Source organism: Acinetobacter puyangensis, assembly GCF_900096995.1.
GTDB lineage: Bacteria > Pseudomonadota > Gammaproteobacteria > Pseudomonadales > Moraxellaceae > Acinetobacter > Acinetobacter puyangensis.
In genome coordinates this window covers 905,864-921,493 of the sequence record NZ_OANT01000001.1, presented here as the reverse complement: position 1 = coordinate 921,493, position 15,630 = coordinate 905,864, and the positions used below count along the sequence as shown (strand labels likewise).

The following is a 15,630-nucleotide window of genomic DNA, read 5'->3' as shown; positions in this document are numbered from 1 at the left end:
TAAAATAGGTTAAAGTTAAACAACAAAGTACAAATTTTCGGGAATCTTGCTCAAAATAGCAATTTTCTATATGGAAAATTTGTTTTTTTACTTGCCATGCAGTTTACAGTTTGCTTATCCTTCTCTCAACTAAAAACACATGGCTTTTTACAGTCCATGATCAGGAGATGTATCAATGAGTTTTCCTCAAGTTGAATTAAACACCAATAAAGGTCGTATTGTACTAGAGTTAAACAGTGAAAAAGCACCTAAAACTGTAGAGAACTTTTTACAATATGTTCGTGACGGTTTCTATGATGGTGTAATCTTTCACCGTGTGATTGATGGTTTTATGATCCAAGGCGGTGGCATGGACGAAAACTTCAAGGAAAAAGCAACCCGCGATTCAATTGAAAATGAAGCAGATAACGGTTTAACTAATGACGAAGGCACCGTGGCAATGGCGCGTACGCAAGCGCCACATTCTGCATCTACACAATTTTTTATCAATGTGAAAAGTAATAGCTTTTTAAATCATACCGGTAAAACCGCACAAGGTTGGGGCTATGCTGTATTTGGTAAAGTGGTTGAAGGCTTGGATGTGGTGAATACCATCAAAAACGTACGCACTGGCAGCCGTGGCTATCATCAGGACGTTCCGTTGGAAAATGTTGTGATTGAATCTGCAAAAATTATTGCCGAATAATCAATCTTCATTCCCTCCTTCTTCAACATAAGGAGGGAAGCTGATGCTTATGCAACAATTATTTATCTCGGATTTACACCTCTCAGAAGATCACCCCCGACTGGTTCACGGGTTTTTATCATTACTGCAACATTACCAACAGCAACCCACTGCACTCTATATTCTAGGTGACTGGTTTAATGCTTGGTTATCTGATGGCAATCCGGGAGAATGGTTATTGCCGATTGTCAAACAACTCAGAGCCTTTACCGCAACCGGAAACAAGGTTTATTTTCTGTGTGGCAATCGTGATTTTGTTCTGGGACAGCGATTTCTGGACCGTTTTGGCGGGCAACTGTTAACTGAACCTTATGTTTATCAATGGCAAGGTTTAAACATCCGTCTGGAACATGGGGATGCCTTATGTACTGATGATGTGGCCTACCAACGCTTTAAAAAAATTATTCGTAATCCATTGTTACTTGGTAGCTTAAAATTATTACCGTTTTATTTAAAAAAACGCTTAGGCGATTTTTTCCGTAAAAAAAGTCAGGCTCGACAAACAACTCAGCATTATCAACCCATTGATGTCAATGAGGCAGAAGTATTACAACAAATTCAAGGAATCAATCTACTGATTCATGGACATACCCACCGCCCTGCAATTCATGAGATTTCACCGACACAACAGCGTATCGTATTGGGTGACTGGCGTGAAAATGATGGGCAAACACAGCATGGTTGTGCTAAAGTTTTGTTATTGCGCTCCGCAACCGATATAGAATTTTTTGACTGGCAATTTTAAATGTCCCAACTTCACGTTAACCAGCTTGTCGATGCCCGGCAACAGCCCTGTCCGATGCCAATTTTAATGCTAAAACGCGCATTAAAAACACTACCATCAGGTCAAATTATTCTGGTTAAAAGTACCGACCCTCATAGTCAGCAGGATCTGGTACATTTTTGTCAGGTACAGCAACTTAAATTACTGAAAACTGAAATTAAAACTGATGAATTTCATTATTATATTGAAAATTAACCAAAGCATCTTCTGTGATGGATAAAGCGATTGCCAAGCGCCTAAACTCACTTTAAAATTATTTAATTACATATTTAAACGCATTCTCACTTACATATTATTGGGCTTCTCTTTAAGATAAAGCTTTGGGAATTCCATACCCTATCAAGGAGTTTACATGACTACTGACAGTAGCAACCAATTGATGCCCCTGTCGTTGTCTGCGCCAGGTGTAAATCTCGGTGCCTATATCAGTACGGTGAATCAAATTCCGATTCTAACCGCAGAGCAAGAAAAAGAACTTGCCGAACGCTATTATTATGATCAGGATCTTGATGCTGCCAAAATGCTGGTAATGTCACATTTACGTTTTGTGGTTCATATCGCACGCAGTTACGCAGGTTATGGCTTACCACAGGGGGATCTGATTCAGGAAGGCAATTTAGGCCTGATGAAAGCAGTAAAACGCTTTGACCCGACCATGGGTGTACGTCTGGTTTCCTTTGCAGTCCATTGGATTAAAGCCGAAATTCACGAATATGTGATTCGTAACTGGCGTATTGTTAAAGTTGCCACCACCAAAGCACAACGCAAACTGTTTTTTAATCTACGCAGTCTAAAAAAATCCAGTAAAAAACTGACACTGGAAGAAGCACAGGCAATTGCCAATGATCTAAACGTGACCCCGGAACAAGTTCTGGAAATGGAAGGTCGCCTTACTGCCTATGATGCTGCCTTTGAAGCACAAAATGATGATGACGATGACAGTCATTACACTGCTCCCGCATTATATCTGGAAGATAACCGCTACGATCCTGCCCGCCTAATTGAAGAGGAAGACTGGGAAGATCAAAATACCCATGCTTTACATGAAGCCATGGAACAACTGGACGACCGTTCACGTAATATTCTGCAACGTCGCTGGTTGGATGATAATAAATCCACTTTACATGAACTTGCAGCAGAATATAATGTATCCGCAGAGCGTATCCGTCAGCTCGAAAAAAATGCGATGGAAAAAATCAAAGTTGCCATGTCTGCCGGTTAAAAATCAGGTTACACTTATAGGCATCTTTTTAGGTGCCTTTTTATTTATATAGGAGCAAGCACGAGATGTGGCTAGGTATCGCTGCAATTAATTTAGCACTTGCTGTTATGCTTGGCGCATTCGGAGCACATGGTTTAAAAAAAATTGCCTCTCCTGAGCAATTGGTCTGGTGGCAAACGGCCACAGACTATTTCTTTTATCATGCGCTGGGACTGCTTGCTTTAGGCATTATCGCCAGAACACTGCCCCAGCTGGCCATTAAAGCCCCTTTCTGGCTAATTCAAATTGGCATTGTCTTGTTTTGTGGTTCACTCTACATCATGGCGCTCGGTTTACCACGAGGCTTAGGCGCAATCACGCCAATTGGCGGCTTATTCATGATTCTGGGCTGGATAACTTTAGCCTGGCAAGCATTTAAAACTGCACACTAGATACGATATGACCATCTCCATTATTTTAAATGGCGAAAGCCAACAAACAACCCACCTTGACCTGTTAGCATTAGTGCAGGACCTTCACTTGGAAGGTAAACGGTTTGCGGTTGAATTGAATGAACAAATCATTCCCAAAAGTCGTTTGGCCGAAACACCGATTGCGCCAAATGACCATATAGAAATCATCCATGCAGTGGGTGGCGGTTAAATATGGAGGTTATAGCTAAAAATATTATGCAAGATTCAAGCTTTAAAATAGGACAACGTGAATTTACCTCACGCCTATTGGTTGGAACAGGTAAATATAAGGACTTGCAAGAAACTGGTGCTGCTATACAGACCAGCGGTGCGGAAATTGTCACCGTTGCCATTCGACGAGTAAATATTGGACAAGATCCAAATCAGCCCAATCTGCTTTCGGTTATTCCACCAGAAAAATATACCATTTTACCCAATACTGCCGGCTGTTTTGATGCCAAAAGTGCAATTCGTACCTGTCAACTGGCACGTGAATTACTTGATGGGCACAATCTGGTGAAACTTGAAGTGCTGGGTAATCAGGAATCACTCTATCCAAATGTGGTGGAAACCTTAAAAGCTGCACAGGTTCTGATTGATGACGGTTTTGATGTCATGGTCTATACCTCTGATGATCCTATTGTGGCACAGGAACTTGAATCGATGGGCTGCGTAGCCATCATGCCTTTAGGCAGCCTAATTGGTTCCGGTCTGGGTATTTTAAATCCGCACACACTATCCCTGATTATCGAAAATGCCAAAGTCCCTGTTTTAGTCGATGCCGGTGTGGGTACAGCAAGTGATGCCGCCATTGCCATGGAACTGGGCTGTGATGGTGTGTTAATGAATACCGCGATTGCACAGGCACAACATCCCGTGCTAATGGCCAGTGCCATGAAAAAAGCCATTGAGGCGGGTCGTGAAGCTTATCTTGCTGGTCGTATGCCACGCAAACATCTGGCACATGCCAGCTCGCCAGAAACAGGATATTTCTTTAAGTAATATTCTTTCTTGCTTTGTTCTGCCCTATTGATGATATATGTCATGGATAGGGTTTTCACTTTTCTGATCTAACTTTTTCTATAAAATCTACAAAGATTATCGCAAGCTGTATATTGTTATATTTATTTGATGCGTCAGGCTTATTGCGTAAAATTTGCCTGACGACTTTCAAAACCGATATAAATTTAGCTAATCAAACCTTCATCACGCATCGCAATTTGTACAGATTGGCGTTGTGACACAACATCTCGCAGGTCATTAATTTCTTTAAACTTGGACAGATCATGCCCAATACCTTGGGACCAGTTTGTCAGTACAAAAAGATATGCATCTGCTGGACCAAAATTGTCATCGACCAAATAATCCGTATCAACTTCTGCCAAATAATCTTCTATATATTGCAACAAGCGGTCAATTTCCGCATAGGCACGTTTTTTACCTTCTTCATCGAGTGGCTGACTAAAAAAGACTGCATAAGCATCATGTAATTCTGAATTTAAATAGCCTAGCCATTCCAGTACCTTGGCACGTCCCAAGCCTGATGGTGGGATAAGATCCTGTTTTGGATCGTGCTGTGCCAAAAATGGTAATATCGCAACATTTTCGGTAAGCATCAACCCAGGATTAATTTCTAGTGCAGGGACATAACCTTTGGGATTAATCGTATAATAATCCTGCCCTTTTTCTGTCGTATGTGTTTTAAGATCAACACGTTCCAGATCAAAATCAACATTGATTTCATTTAAAATAATATGTGATGCAAGTGAACATGCACCCGGCGCATAATACAGCTTCATTGTGTTTCCCTGTTATGAACTCTTAATAGTTTTAATATGTTATTGAGAAACTTGCAAGTATTAAAAGGTTTTATCTTGCGACAACTTATGTATCAAATCATATTATCAATAACAAAAAAGCGAGCCGAAGCTCGCTTTTATCAATGGATCAATTAACTAAAGATTAGAAGCGGAAGCTTACACCAACTTTAGCAACTGGAGCCCATTTGTATTTGTCATCATTACGGATTTTATCTTCTTCAGCTCGTACAGCTGAATCTAAATCATTTGTACTTGTATAGTTACCAGTGGCAGCCAATTCTACATCAGGGTTACCTGTGTAATAAGCGCCTACTTCACCAAATACGCCCCAACGGTTAGTAATCGCTGGAGAAAAACCTAAACCTAGATATGGTGCAAATCCGTCGTAATGTAAATTACCTGCAATTTTAACATCGCCATTAGCAACGAAGCCTTGATTATTAACTTCGAAAGCACGACCATTTGAAATACGACGATCTAAATCATAAGAGTTATCTAAATAACCTACACCCGCTGCAACATAGAACCAGTTCGCAAATGGACGAATTTCTGCATTTAAATATGCAGTTTTATTGTCCATGTCTAGGTCATATTTAGAACCATTGACTTTAATGTCATCAGACCAAGAAATATCACCACCGTTATAACCAGCAGTAATCGCTGTATAAGGGTTTACACTCCAGCTTAATGCACCACCGTAACCAGTTGTACCCACTTCGGCACGAACAGATGCTGGTTTAAAAGTAGAGAAAGATGCAATACCTTCTTCAGTGATGACTTGTTCGTCTGCCATTGCAAAAGTTGCAGAACTTGCCAAGGCAGCTACAGCTAAAACACGTAACATTTTCATTTTATACTCCTCAAGATACCCAAACGACATTGTTGTTTGAATTATGAGTAATTTTACGTGAAAAACTGACTAAATGGACTGTTTTTTTGTTTCCACTTTGTAATCTTTTGATACATTTTATATAAGATATTGATTCTATAATTCTTTATTTCAAAAAATTACAAAGCACTGTGCAAGTTTAATCAATCGTGTAGAATATTGCAAAATTTTATTTTCGGAACAAGACTATGTCCCAACTGGCTCAAATCATCGAACAAGCCTTTGAAGATCGCGCTCAATTGTCGAGTACAAATTGTCCTCAGGACATTCGTAATGCTGTAGAAGAGGCATTAGCTGGATTAGATAATGGCTCATTACGCGTTGCAGAAAAACAGGATGGCGAATGGGTTGTTAACCAATGGTTAAAAAAAGCTGTTTTATTGTCATTTAAACTGAATGATAACAAAATTATAGAATCTTGCGATTTACGTTTCTTTGACAAAGTAGATACAAAATTTACAGGCTGGACTGAACAACAATTTAAAGACTCGGGCATCCGTGTTGTGCCTCCTGCTGTTGCTCGTAAAGGCAGCTATATTGCAAAAAATGTCGTATTAATGCCATCTTATGTCAATATCGGTGCATATGTTGATGAAAGCACTATGGTAGATACTTGGGCCACAGTTGGTTCATGTGCACAAATTGGTAAAAACGTACATTTATCCGGTGGTGTTGGTATTGGTGGCGTATTAGAACCTTTACAGGCAGGTCCAACCATTATCGAAGATAACTGTTTCATTGGCGCGCGTTCTGAAATCGTTGAAGGCGTCATTGTAGAAGAAGGTTCTGTGATTTCAATGGGTGTTTATATCGGTCAATCAACCCGTATTTATGACCGTGAAACTGGCGAAATTTATTATGGTCGTGTACCAGCTGGTTCTGTGGTTGTACCGGGAAGCTTGCCCTCAAAAGATGGTAAATATAGCTTGTATGCTGCAATCATTGTAAAACGTGTAGATGCACAGACCCGTGCTAAAACCAGTTTAAATGATTTATTACGTGCCGATTAAGTCATAAAGCGGTATTGACCAAAATAAAAAAGAAGCCCTCACATAAAATGTAGAGGGCTTTTTTATTTAATTTAAGGTAAAATCATCGACCTTCTATTTCTGCTTGATATTTTATTTGTGTCTATGCGCAACCAGTTTATTCCTGTTACCGATCCTGCCGCAGGTCTAAAAATTACCGAAATCTTTTATTCTCTGCAAGGCGAAGCAAATGAAGCCGGCAGTCCGACGGTTTTTGTTCGATTAACTGGATGTCCTTTACGCTGCAATTATTGTGATACCACCTATTCTTTTGAAGGCGGCAAACGCATTACACTTGCAGACATTTATCAGCAAATCGCTTCTTATCAAGCAAAATTTGTCTGCGTTACAGGCGGTGAACCCCTAGCACAACCCAATTGCCTTATTCTATTAAAAACTTTATGTGATGAAGGTTATCATGTTTCTCTGGAAACCAGCGGTGCGCTGGATATTTCCCGGGTTGATACACGTGTGTCCCGTATTGTCGACGTAAAAACCCCTTCTAGTGGCGAAGAACAGCGCAACCTGATTGAAAACTATCAGCATCTTACATGCCATGATCAAATCAAATTCGTCATTAGCGATCAAGAAGATTATTTATGGGCAAAAGATTTTCTTGCAGAGCACCAATTGGCCGAAAAAGTGGGTACAGTATGGTTTTCTCCGGCTTTTGCCATTGAAGGTGATGTTAGATTACCTGCGTTTGCCCGCCAACTTGCCGGATGGATTTTACAAGACCACCTCCCTGTTAAATTTCAACTGCAATTACATAAATTACTTTGGCAGGATGAAAAAGGTCGTTAGATCGATTTTTATCCTACACATATCAAGTTCGCACATCTTTAAGATGTGACTGTGATAAAATTCAAGCGCTGCAATTTTTGATATAGGTTTGTTCCATGCGCCCTAAAGCTGTTGTTTTATTATCAGGTGGTTTAGATTCCAGTACGTGTCTGGCATGGGCCGCTGCACAGTATGATTGTTATGCGATTAGCTTTATGTATGGTCAACGCTCGACCAGTGAACTCAAAGCGGCGCAAACCTTGGCACAACAATTTGCGCTTGAGCATCGTATTATCAATATCGATCTAGGTAATATCGGCGGATCTGCCCTTACCGATCACAATCTGGATGTGCCGGAACAATTAGAAGATGGTATTCCGATTACCTATGTCCCTGCACGCAATACTATCTTTTTATCTTATGCGCTGGCACTGGCCGAAGTCAAAGAGGCCGAAGCCATTGTCATTGGCGTGAATGCAGTAGATTATTCCGGTTATCCCGATTGTCGTCCCGAATATATCGATGCCTTTACCAAAATGGCAAATTTAGCAACAAAAGCCGGCATCGAAGGTCATCCCATTAAAATTGAAACACCTCTGTTACATTTATCCAAAGCGAATATCATACAGCTCGGATTAAAACATGGGTTAGACTACTCCCAAACCGTATCGTGTTATCAAGCCGACGATCAGGGCCGGGCTTGTGGGAAATGTGATAGCTGCCGATTACGTCATCAAGGCTTTGTCGAAGCAAATGTTACTGATCCAACACGTTATATCATGTGATTTTTAGGAACTGACAAAATATTATGAATATCAAATTACTTACCGCAACTCTTATTGCCTGTTCTACCCTGTTCGGTTCAGCTGCTTTTGCAGCAGATGCCAAAAGTTCACAAGCAGAATTTGAAGCATTAAAAGCTGAATATCAAAAAAGTCTGGAAACTGCGGCCAAAAGCTCGGATATTCGTGGTGGATTAGTGAAAGCCTGTAGCGTTAAATATAAAACAGCCGTTAGCAGTAAAGCATTGACACAAGCTGATGTAAATAAGCTTTGCTCATGTAGCGTCACCGCTGAAGGACAAGTCACTACAGCAGAAACTTGGGAATTACAAAGTGCAGCCAATGCAAAAAACAAAACCAAATTTGAACAACTGCAAGTTTCTTTGATGAAAAAGCAGGGTGATAGTATCAAAAAATGTGTAGGTACAGCATTGGATCAAAAATTAACTAAATTAACTCAGCAAGCACAAGCTGCTGCGAAAAATTAACTTTTACAAGGATAAAAATAATGGATACACAACAAGATATTCGCTTACCTGACTTTAATTTGTCTTCAACTCAGGGCGATATCAATCTGAGTCAACTCAATCAGAATTGGCTTGTCCTTTATTTTTATCCAAAAGATTCAACGCCGGGCTGCACCACACAAGCCAATGAATTTACGCAGTTTAATGATGAATTTAAAGCATTGAATATCCAAGTTGTGGGCATATCGCGTGACTCCCTCAAAAGTCATGAACGTTTTATCGAAAAACAAGGCATTAATTTCACTTTAATCAGTGATCCAGATGAAAAACTCTGTCAACATTTTGATGTGATTAAAGAGAAAAATATGTATGGGAAAAAAGTAATGGGCATAGAACGCTCTACTTTTATTTTCCATCAAGGCAAATTGGTCAAAAGTTTCCGTAAAGTCAAAGCTGCTGGTCATGCCGAAATCGTTTTGGCAGAAATTAAAAAATTACAACCACAAGAAGCCTAGGCTTCTTGTTGATTCACAACGGACAAATCCCGCTTTAAATAATATTGTTGTAGCTTCGGATACCATTCGCTATTTTTAAATTGTTGTAAGAATTGCTGTACATTATCAGGAAAATGTTCACGATCAATCTCCCCTCGATAATATTTCTCCCGTAACGGTGTAGCAGATAAAGCATTTTTTAGATTATCCAGTTCCACCAATTCCCATTCTGGAAATAATCTCAAATAATACGAGCTTTCATCCTTAAAATGACCAATTAAGCCGACTTTGTGCCCCTCTCCTGTCACCGCTGTCACCCCGTCTGTCACTGCCTTTACCCATTTTTTATCATTATATAAGTCAATAATCGGAACAAAGAATAAATGCCGTTGCTGATCAACATTAAAATTCCCCAGAATCATCTGTTCACGTTCCGCAATGGAAAATGGATTTTTAATGGTACGTTCGTTTTGTGCAGAACCTAAAACCAGAATAACGTTTTTACTCATGTCAAATGCAATATCAATCACTTCCTTATGTGCAAAGTGAAAAGGCTGAAAACGCCCAATAAACACGAGATAATCAAACTTTTTTTGTATGCCTAACATAAGCTCTTCCATTTGTGTGAACTGTACAGTTTTCTCAAACTTTGCTAAAACTATACTCACCTTAAACCCATGATATTTCCTCTTGGATAGAAAAAATGAGCTTAGATTGTTTAAATACTCAAATTCCCCATCTTCATGCGCAATTACAAAATGGAATTTTAACCTTAGCAATTGATCGCCCTGAAGCCAAAAATGCAATATATGGTGAATTATACCTTGCAATCGAGCAGGCATTATATCAGGCTGATGCTGCAAACGAAGTAACAAGTGTCATTTTACGTGGTGCTAATGCAGATTTTAGTGCCGGAAATGATATGCAGGACTTTGCCAAAAACATCAACAATACTCAAGCTGCTACCAGCGATACGCTTCATCCCTCATTTTTACTGTTACAAGCCGCAGCCAAATTTTCCAAACCACTGATTATTGCGGTAAAAGGCGTTGCAATTGGTATTGGCGCAACTTTACTTTTACATGCCGACTTTGTCTATGCTGATGAAAAGAGTATTTTCCAGTTTCCGTTTACCAGTCTAGGCTTATCCCCTGAAGGCTGTTCAAGCAAATTATTACAGCAACAGGCAGGTTATTTACTGGCAGCAGATCTATTACTTTCCGCCCGTAAATTTGATGCACAAACAGCCTTACAAGCCCGATTAATTTCACAGATTAGTGAAGATGCCTATCTACAAGCAGAACAAACAGCACAACATCTGGCACAGCTTCCATTAGCATCGCTTAAACAGGCGAAAGCATTAATGAAAGCCAATCTTGATGAGATTGTAGAATGGATTGATCATGAAGCCAGAATCTTTATGCAGCGGGTACAGTCCCCTGAAATGCTAGAAGCACTGACTGCATTTAAACAAAAACGTAAACCTGATTTTTCCCAATTCAATTAACATTGAAACAATTAAATGTCGATTATTTGAATAAATTCAAAAGCAGGCTCTTCATAAGGATGACTATGTTGAAGAGCTTGTTTTACAGCAAGCGCACTGTGTTCATTCACAATCGTTTCTACCCGCCATTCTTCCACGCATTCCAGTTTTCCGACTTCACCAATAAATGGTGTTGCCTGATTAATCGGCTTGAATTGTCCAATTCCTTTTACTTGCCATGCACATTCGCGATAATCTCCGATACCACCTGCACCCGCTTGAAAGATCGCAGTTTTAGTGGTTTCAAGATGTGATTCCGGTACATAGTAAATCAGTTTTAGCATCAGATCCTAACCCCTGCGTCTAAACAGCAACAATTAAAATTCCTTGTATGCCATCAATTCCTGTATGTCAAAATCAAAATATCCAGAATCTTGAACAATCATTAGCATCGCTTCGGCAATATAATCGGCAGCAACATCATCAATGGCACATTCCCTTTCTTCAAATAAAGGCTTTAAGCGATTGATCTTTTGTACAGCCTCATTGGCAAAGCTATAAATATCTTCTGGCTTCGTCGTTTTCTGCACACGCAACGAGAAATCAATCAACACTGTTTTGATTTGATCCACTAAATCATCAGCATAATAATCATCTTCATACATCGGTAGCAATAGATTATCATTCATGTATTTTTCGCCTAAACATTTTGGTCATCATCATTTGTCACTCACTCGATTTTCTAATTGAGTAGGTCTTTGTTCATTTAGACGGTTTGTATTGCTTGCCACATTTTAATCGCATCTGCTGTGGCTTTGACATTGTGCGTGCGGACAATTGATGCACCTTGCTGAATTGAGAACAAATGTCCTGCAACACTCGCAATATCACGATCCATCGGTGCTGCACCATCTAATACCTCACCGATAAAGCGTTTACGCGACAGAGCCGATAGAATCGGATAGCCTAATACATTGAGCTGCCATAATTCGCGCAATAATGTTAAATTTTGACTGGCATTTTTGGCAAAACCAAAGCCGGGATCAATGATAATATTTTTGGCTTGAATACCCACTGCCAATGCTTGTTCAATTTTGTGCAGTAGTTCATGCTTTACTTCCAAAGTCACATGATCATAATTTGCCAGATTATTCATAGTATCTGGTTCGCCACGCATATGCATCAACACCACAGGAATATCCAGTTCTGCCGCAGTCTCTAAAGCCTGTGGACGTTTTAATGCCCGGACATCATTCCAGATATGTGCGCCAGCTTGTACTGCTGCTTTCATCACCTCCGGCTGACTGGTATCAATCGACAAAACCATATCATGTTTCGCCAATTCCTCAACCACAGGCACTACGCGCTGTAATTCCTCCTCAATAGATACCACAGCCGCATGTGGACGAGTTGACTCACCACCAATATCAATAATGCTGGCTCCATCTTCAATCATGCGCAAGGCATATTCTATGGCCTGATTTTTATTATAATACAATCCACCATCACTAAAAGAATCCGGCGTGACATTCAGAATACCCATAATATGAGGTACGGATAAATCCAATTGTTGTTTTCCACAATTTAAAACTTTTGATGGCAATGGGATTAAATGCATGATTGGTAAAAATCCTAGCTGATACAATGCTATTGTACTCATTTTTGTATTTACAAGCGTACAATTTATAAAACTTATTGAATGGCCATTTATAATGATTTATCAACGTTATTTTATCGCCTTTCTATGTATTACCTCTATTTGGGTCGCAATTGATGTTTTAAATCACTATTTACCTTTTCACCAAATATCAATTTTGTAGGCCTATCTTTTTATCTAGCAATCGGATTTATTGTTATTTATTTACACTCCGAAGTTTTCAAATTTACAAAATAAAACCACCCGAAGGTGGTTTCTACAATCTTAAGCTTTAGGCAAAGATGGCAATGGTGGTGGAGTCGTTGGATCAGTTGAAATACTGACCTCAGCCAAAGGCACCGGATTATCTGAGACATAAACTTTTGGTGGCTGTGGATCACGACCTTCCATGATGTCACGGATTTGATCACGATCAATGGTTTCCCATTCCATCAAAGCTTTTACCATCGCATGGGCAACCTCTTTATGCGACTCAATGATGTCACGAGCAACTTTATATTGCTCATCCAGAATACGTCGAATTTCGCTATCCACTTGCTGCTGGGTTGCTTCAGAAATCGTACGATTACCGACATTACCAAAGAAACCTTGTGTGTTCTCATCTTCATAGACCATCACGCCCAATTTATCCGACATACCGTATTTGGTAACCATTGCACGCGCCATTTTGGTTGCGCGTTCAAAATCGTTGGAAGCACCGGTTGACTGCTGATTAATAAAAACTTCTTCAGCAATACGACCACCAAATAAAATCGAAATTTCATTGAGCATTTTGTTCTTATAATTGCTGATTGCATCCTGTTCTGGCAACTGCCAAGTGACACCCAGTGCCCAGCCACGCGGCATAATAGTAACCTTATGCACAGGATCTGTACCAGGAAGAATTTCCGCAACAATCGCATGTCCGGATTCATGATAAGCCGTCGCACGACGCTCTTCATCACGGATTACCATGGATTTACGTTCTGGTCCCATATAAATCTTGTCTTTTGCATCTTCAAAGTCATGCATATCGACGGTATTTTTATTACGGCGAGCTGCAAACAATGCTGCTTCATTAACAAGGTTGGCAAGTTGCGCACCAGAAAAACCTGGTGTACCTCGTGCCAGAACAGGAACATCAACCCCTGTCACAGACGGTAATTTTTTCAGGTGAACATTCAGGATCTGTTCACGACCTTTAATGTCAGGAAGACCCACCATCACTTGACGGTCAAAACGTCCCGGACGCAATAAAGCTTTATCCAATACATCGGCCCGGTTGGTCGCAGCAATAACGATAATTCCTTCATTCCCTTCAAAACCATCCATTTCTACCAGCATTTGGTTCAAGGTCTGTTCACGTTCATCATGACCACCGCCTGTACCGGAACCACGATGACGACCTACCGCATCAATCTCATCAATAAAGATGATACAAGGTGCGTGGCGTTTTGCCTGTTCGAACATGTCACGTACACGAGATGCACCCACACCGACAAACATTTCGACAAAGTCCGAACCTGAAATACTGAAGAATGGAACTTTTGCTTCACCAGCAATGGCTTTTGCCAATAAAGTTTTACCTGTACCAGGAGGCCCTACCATCAATACGCCTTTAGGAATAGAAGCACCAAGACGTTTAAATTTTGTAGGATCTTTTAGGAAATCAACAATTTCTACCACTTCCTGTTTGGCTTCATCACATCCTGCAACATCGGCAAATGTCACTTTAATTTGATCTTCAGGTAACATTTTGGCTTTAGACTTACCAAAACTCATTGGTCCGCCTTTACCGCCAGCACCGCCACCCATGTTCCGCATAAAAAACATAAATAGAAGAATAATCAGCAATACCGGAAAACTGGCAATTAACAATTGCATCAATAAGCCTTGACGATGTGGTGCAGTGCCTTGAACCTCTACACCGTTTTGCAACAGGTTTGGTACAAATTGTGGATCAAAAACATCAGGACGAATCGTTTCAAACTCAGTGCCATTCGCTTTGGTACCAGTTATACGTTCGCCATCAATTGTGACCTGTTTGATCTGTTTCGCTTCAACAGCCGTCACGAATTGAGAGTAATTTAAGGTATCAGTCTTATTTTGGCCGCTGAAATTACTAAAGACTAGTATCAGAACACCGATGATAATCAGCCACAGTACGGCATTCTTGAAGATATCGCTCAAAGCATTATTCCCATATTTATTAAACTGAGTAGATGTGATTTCAAACTGAAAACTCTACCTAACCAAAATGCTAAACACAAATTCTATCAGCTTTACAGTTCATTCGCATGTCTATAAATAGACAATTTGCTACTGAGCTTGTAACGCTTTTTTCCGTCCCTGTCCAATCAAAAAAACCTCTTTTGATCTAGCACGAGAAGCCTCGGGTTTTGCAGTTTTCAGAACATCAAAACCGTCCACCATCTGTTTACGAAACTCATCAAATCCAGTTCCCTGAAACACTTTCACCACCATTTGTCCATGTGGGCCCAGCACTTTTTGTGCAAAATCCAGTGCCAGCTCACATAAATAAATTTGTCGTGGTTGATCGACAGCCCTATTACCTGATGTATTGGGTGCCATATCGGAAATTACAAGGTCTACCTTGCGTCCATTTAAAATATTTAACAATTTTTCGAAAACTTCATGCTCACGGAAATCACCCTGTAAAAAAGTGACATCGGGTAAAGCATCCATTTCCAGAATGTCTGATGCAATCACTAGCCCTTTATTTCCGACCAGCTTTCCTGCAATCTGCGACCAACTGCCTGGCGCAGCGCCTAAGTCAACGACTGTCATGCCGGGCTTGATCAGCTTATATTTTTCCTGAATTTCTAATAACTTATATGCAGCTCTAGCACGATAACCTTCTTTTTGCGCTTTCTTTACAAAAGGGTCATCTAAATGCTCTCGCATCCAGGCTCGACTACTTTTGGATAATTTTTGATTGGTAATTTTGGTTGCCATGATAGTTCATTGAAGAAATCGATAAAACATTGAACATTGTACGTGAAAAAAAATCCAATTGCAGTAAGTGATTGTCGCTTTAAAGCC

At 40.1% G+C, this 15,630-nt stretch carries 21 protein-coding genes; 13 read left to right on the top strand and 8 right to left on the bottom strand.

All coding sequences use genetic code 11. The features are described from left to right. Positions 1 to 175: 175 nt before the first annotated feature. The 7 genes from CRO21_RS04260 (at position 176) to CRO21_RS04230 (ending at position 4,184) form a co-directional block, all read left to right on the top strand. A complete protein-coding gene (locus CRO21_RS04260) occupies positions 176 to 685 on the top strand; it encodes a peptidylprolyl isomerase (protein ID WP_097078058.1) in 510 nt (169 codons plus the stop codon). Positions 686 to 734: 49 nt separating this feature from the next. Continuing rightward, positions 735 to 1,469, top strand: a complete 735-nt coding sequence (locus tag CRO21_RS04255; RefSeq protein ID WP_097078139.1) for a UDP-2,3-diacylglucosamine diphosphatase — start codon at positions 735 to 737, stop codon at positions 1,467 to 1,469. Further along, complete coding sequence (locus CRO21_RS04250) at positions 1,470 to 1,703, top strand: sulfurtransferase TusA family protein (RefSeq protein ID WP_097078057.1); 234 nt, start codon at positions 1,470 to 1,472, stop codon at positions 1,701 to 1,703. It begins immediately after the preceding gene. A gap of 157 nt (positions 1,704 to 1,860) precedes the next feature. Further along, positions 1,861 to 2,730: an RNA polymerase sigma factor RpoH gene (gene rpoH, locus CRO21_RS04245; protein ID WP_087618777.1), complete on the top strand. Its 870-nt coding sequence runs from the start codon at positions 1,861 to 1,863 to the stop codon at positions 2,728 to 2,730. Positions 2,731 to 2,795: 65 nt separating this feature from the next. Next, positions 2,796 to 3,161, top strand: coding sequence for a DUF423 domain-containing protein (locus CRO21_RS04240; protein ID WP_097078056.1), 366 nt, complete (start codon positions 2,796 to 2,798; stop codon positions 3,159 to 3,161). A 13-nt stretch (positions 3,162 to 3,174) separates the two neighbouring features. Continuing rightward, positions 3,175 to 3,372 (top strand): sulfur carrier protein ThiS, encoded by a 198-nt coding sequence (thiS, locus tag CRO21_RS04235; RefSeq protein ID WP_097078138.1) that lies wholly within the window; start codon positions 3,175 to 3,177, stop codon positions 3,370 to 3,372. A 26-nt stretch (positions 3,373 to 3,398) separates the two neighbouring features. Then, positions 3,399 to 4,184 (top strand): thiazole synthase, encoded by a 786-nt coding sequence (locus CRO21_RS04230; protein ID WP_097078137.1) that lies wholly within the window; start codon positions 3,399 to 3,401, stop codon positions 4,182 to 4,184. 185 nt (positions 4,185 to 4,369) lie between these two features. On the opposite strand, the gene CRO21_RS04225 is transcribed toward CRO21_RS04230, so the two are convergent. Together CRO21_RS04225 and carO are read right to left on the bottom strand one after the other, a co-directional pair. Continuing rightward, on the bottom strand, positions 4,370 to 4,981 hold the full coding sequence (locus tag CRO21_RS04225) for a glutathione binding-like protein (RefSeq protein ID WP_097078055.1): 612 nt from the start codon (positions 4,979 to 4,981) through the stop codon (positions 4,370 to 4,372). A gap of 163 nt (positions 4,982 to 5,144) precedes the next feature. Further along, positions 5,145 to 5,852, bottom strand: coding sequence for an ornithine uptake porin CarO (gene carO, locus CRO21_RS04220; protein WP_097078054.1), 708 nt, complete (start codon positions 5,850 to 5,852; stop codon positions 5,145 to 5,147). A 227-nt stretch (positions 5,853 to 6,079) separates the two neighbouring features. On the opposite strand from carO, the gene dapD reads away from it, so the two are divergent. The 5 genes from dapD to CRO21_RS04195 all read left to right on the top strand — a co-directional run bounded on the left by dapD (position 6,080) and on the right by CRO21_RS04195 (position 9,466). Next, a complete protein-coding gene (gene dapD, locus CRO21_RS04215; protein ID WP_097078053.1) occupies positions 6,080 to 6,901 on the top strand; it encodes a 2,3,4,5-tetrahydropyridine-2,6-dicarboxylate N-succinyltransferase in 822 nt (273 codons plus the stop codon). A gap of 123 nt (positions 6,902 to 7,024) precedes the next feature. Next, entirely contained in the window at positions 7,025 to 7,723 is a 699-nt protein-coding gene (gene queE, locus CRO21_RS04210) for a 7-carboxy-7-deazaguanine synthase QueE (RefSeq protein WP_097078052.1), read from the top strand. Positions 7,724 to 7,818: 95 nt separating this feature from the next. Continuing rightward, positions 7,819 to 8,487, top strand: coding sequence for a 7-cyano-7-deazaguanine synthase QueC (gene queC, locus CRO21_RS04205; RefSeq protein WP_097078051.1), 669 nt, complete (start codon positions 7,819 to 7,821; stop codon positions 8,485 to 8,487). Positions 8,488 to 8,510: 23 nt separating this feature from the next. Next, a complete protein-coding gene (locus CRO21_RS04200; protein WP_097078050.1) occupies positions 8,511 to 8,972 on the top strand; it encodes a hypothetical protein in 462 nt (153 codons plus the stop codon). A 20-nt stretch (positions 8,973 to 8,992) separates the two neighbouring features. Next, entirely contained in the window at positions 8,993 to 9,466 is a 474-nt protein-coding gene (locus tag CRO21_RS04195; protein ID WP_097078049.1) for a peroxiredoxin, read from the top strand. On the opposite strand, the gene CRO21_RS04190 is transcribed toward CRO21_RS04195, so the two are convergent. Further along, a complete protein-coding gene (locus tag CRO21_RS04190; RefSeq protein ID WP_228150350.1) occupies positions 9,463 to 10,053 on the bottom strand; it encodes a nicotinate-nicotinamide nucleotide adenylyltransferase in 591 nt (196 codons plus the stop codon). The two genes, CRO21_RS04195 and CRO21_RS04190, sit on opposite strands and share 4 nt — an antisense overlap. 95 nt (positions 10,054 to 10,148) lie before the next feature. Between CRO21_RS04190 and CRO21_RS04185 the strand changes: the two genes are divergently transcribed. Continuing rightward, entirely contained in the window at positions 10,149 to 10,952 is an 804-nt protein-coding gene (locus CRO21_RS04185) for an enoyl-CoA hydratase-related protein (protein ID WP_097078047.1), read from the top strand. Positions 10,953 to 10,963: 11 nt separating this feature from the next. Here the strand turns inward: CRO21_RS04185 and CRO21_RS04180 are convergent, their stop codons facing one another. The 5 genes from CRO21_RS04180 to rlmE form a co-directional block, all read right to left on the bottom strand. Continuing rightward, a complete protein-coding gene (locus tag CRO21_RS04180; RefSeq protein ID WP_097078046.1) occupies positions 10,964 to 11,275 on the bottom strand; it encodes a YqfO family protein in 312 nt (103 codons plus the stop codon). Between the two features lie 33 nt (positions 11,276 to 11,308). Next, positions 11,309 to 11,620, bottom strand: a complete 312-nt coding sequence (locus CRO21_RS04175) for a DUF5713 family protein (protein WP_097078045.1) — start codon at positions 11,618 to 11,620, stop codon at positions 11,309 to 11,311. 77 nt (positions 11,621 to 11,697) lie between these two features. Next, positions 11,698 to 12,549, bottom strand: coding sequence for a dihydropteroate synthase (folP, locus tag CRO21_RS04170; protein WP_097078044.1), 852 nt, complete (start codon positions 12,547 to 12,549; stop codon positions 11,698 to 11,700). Between the two features lie 303 nt (positions 12,550 to 12,852). Next, positions 12,853 to 14,757, bottom strand: a complete 1,905-nt coding sequence (ftsH, locus tag CRO21_RS04165; protein ID WP_097078043.1) for an ATP-dependent zinc metalloprotease FtsH — start codon at positions 14,755 to 14,757, stop codon at positions 12,853 to 12,855. A gap of 129 nt (positions 14,758 to 14,886) precedes the next feature. After that, entirely contained in the window at positions 14,887 to 15,543 is a 657-nt protein-coding gene (gene rlmE, locus CRO21_RS04160) for a 23S rRNA (uridine(2552)-2'-O)-methyltransferase RlmE (protein WP_097078042.1), read from the bottom strand. Between the last annotated feature and the right edge of the window lie 87 nt (positions 15,544 to 15,630).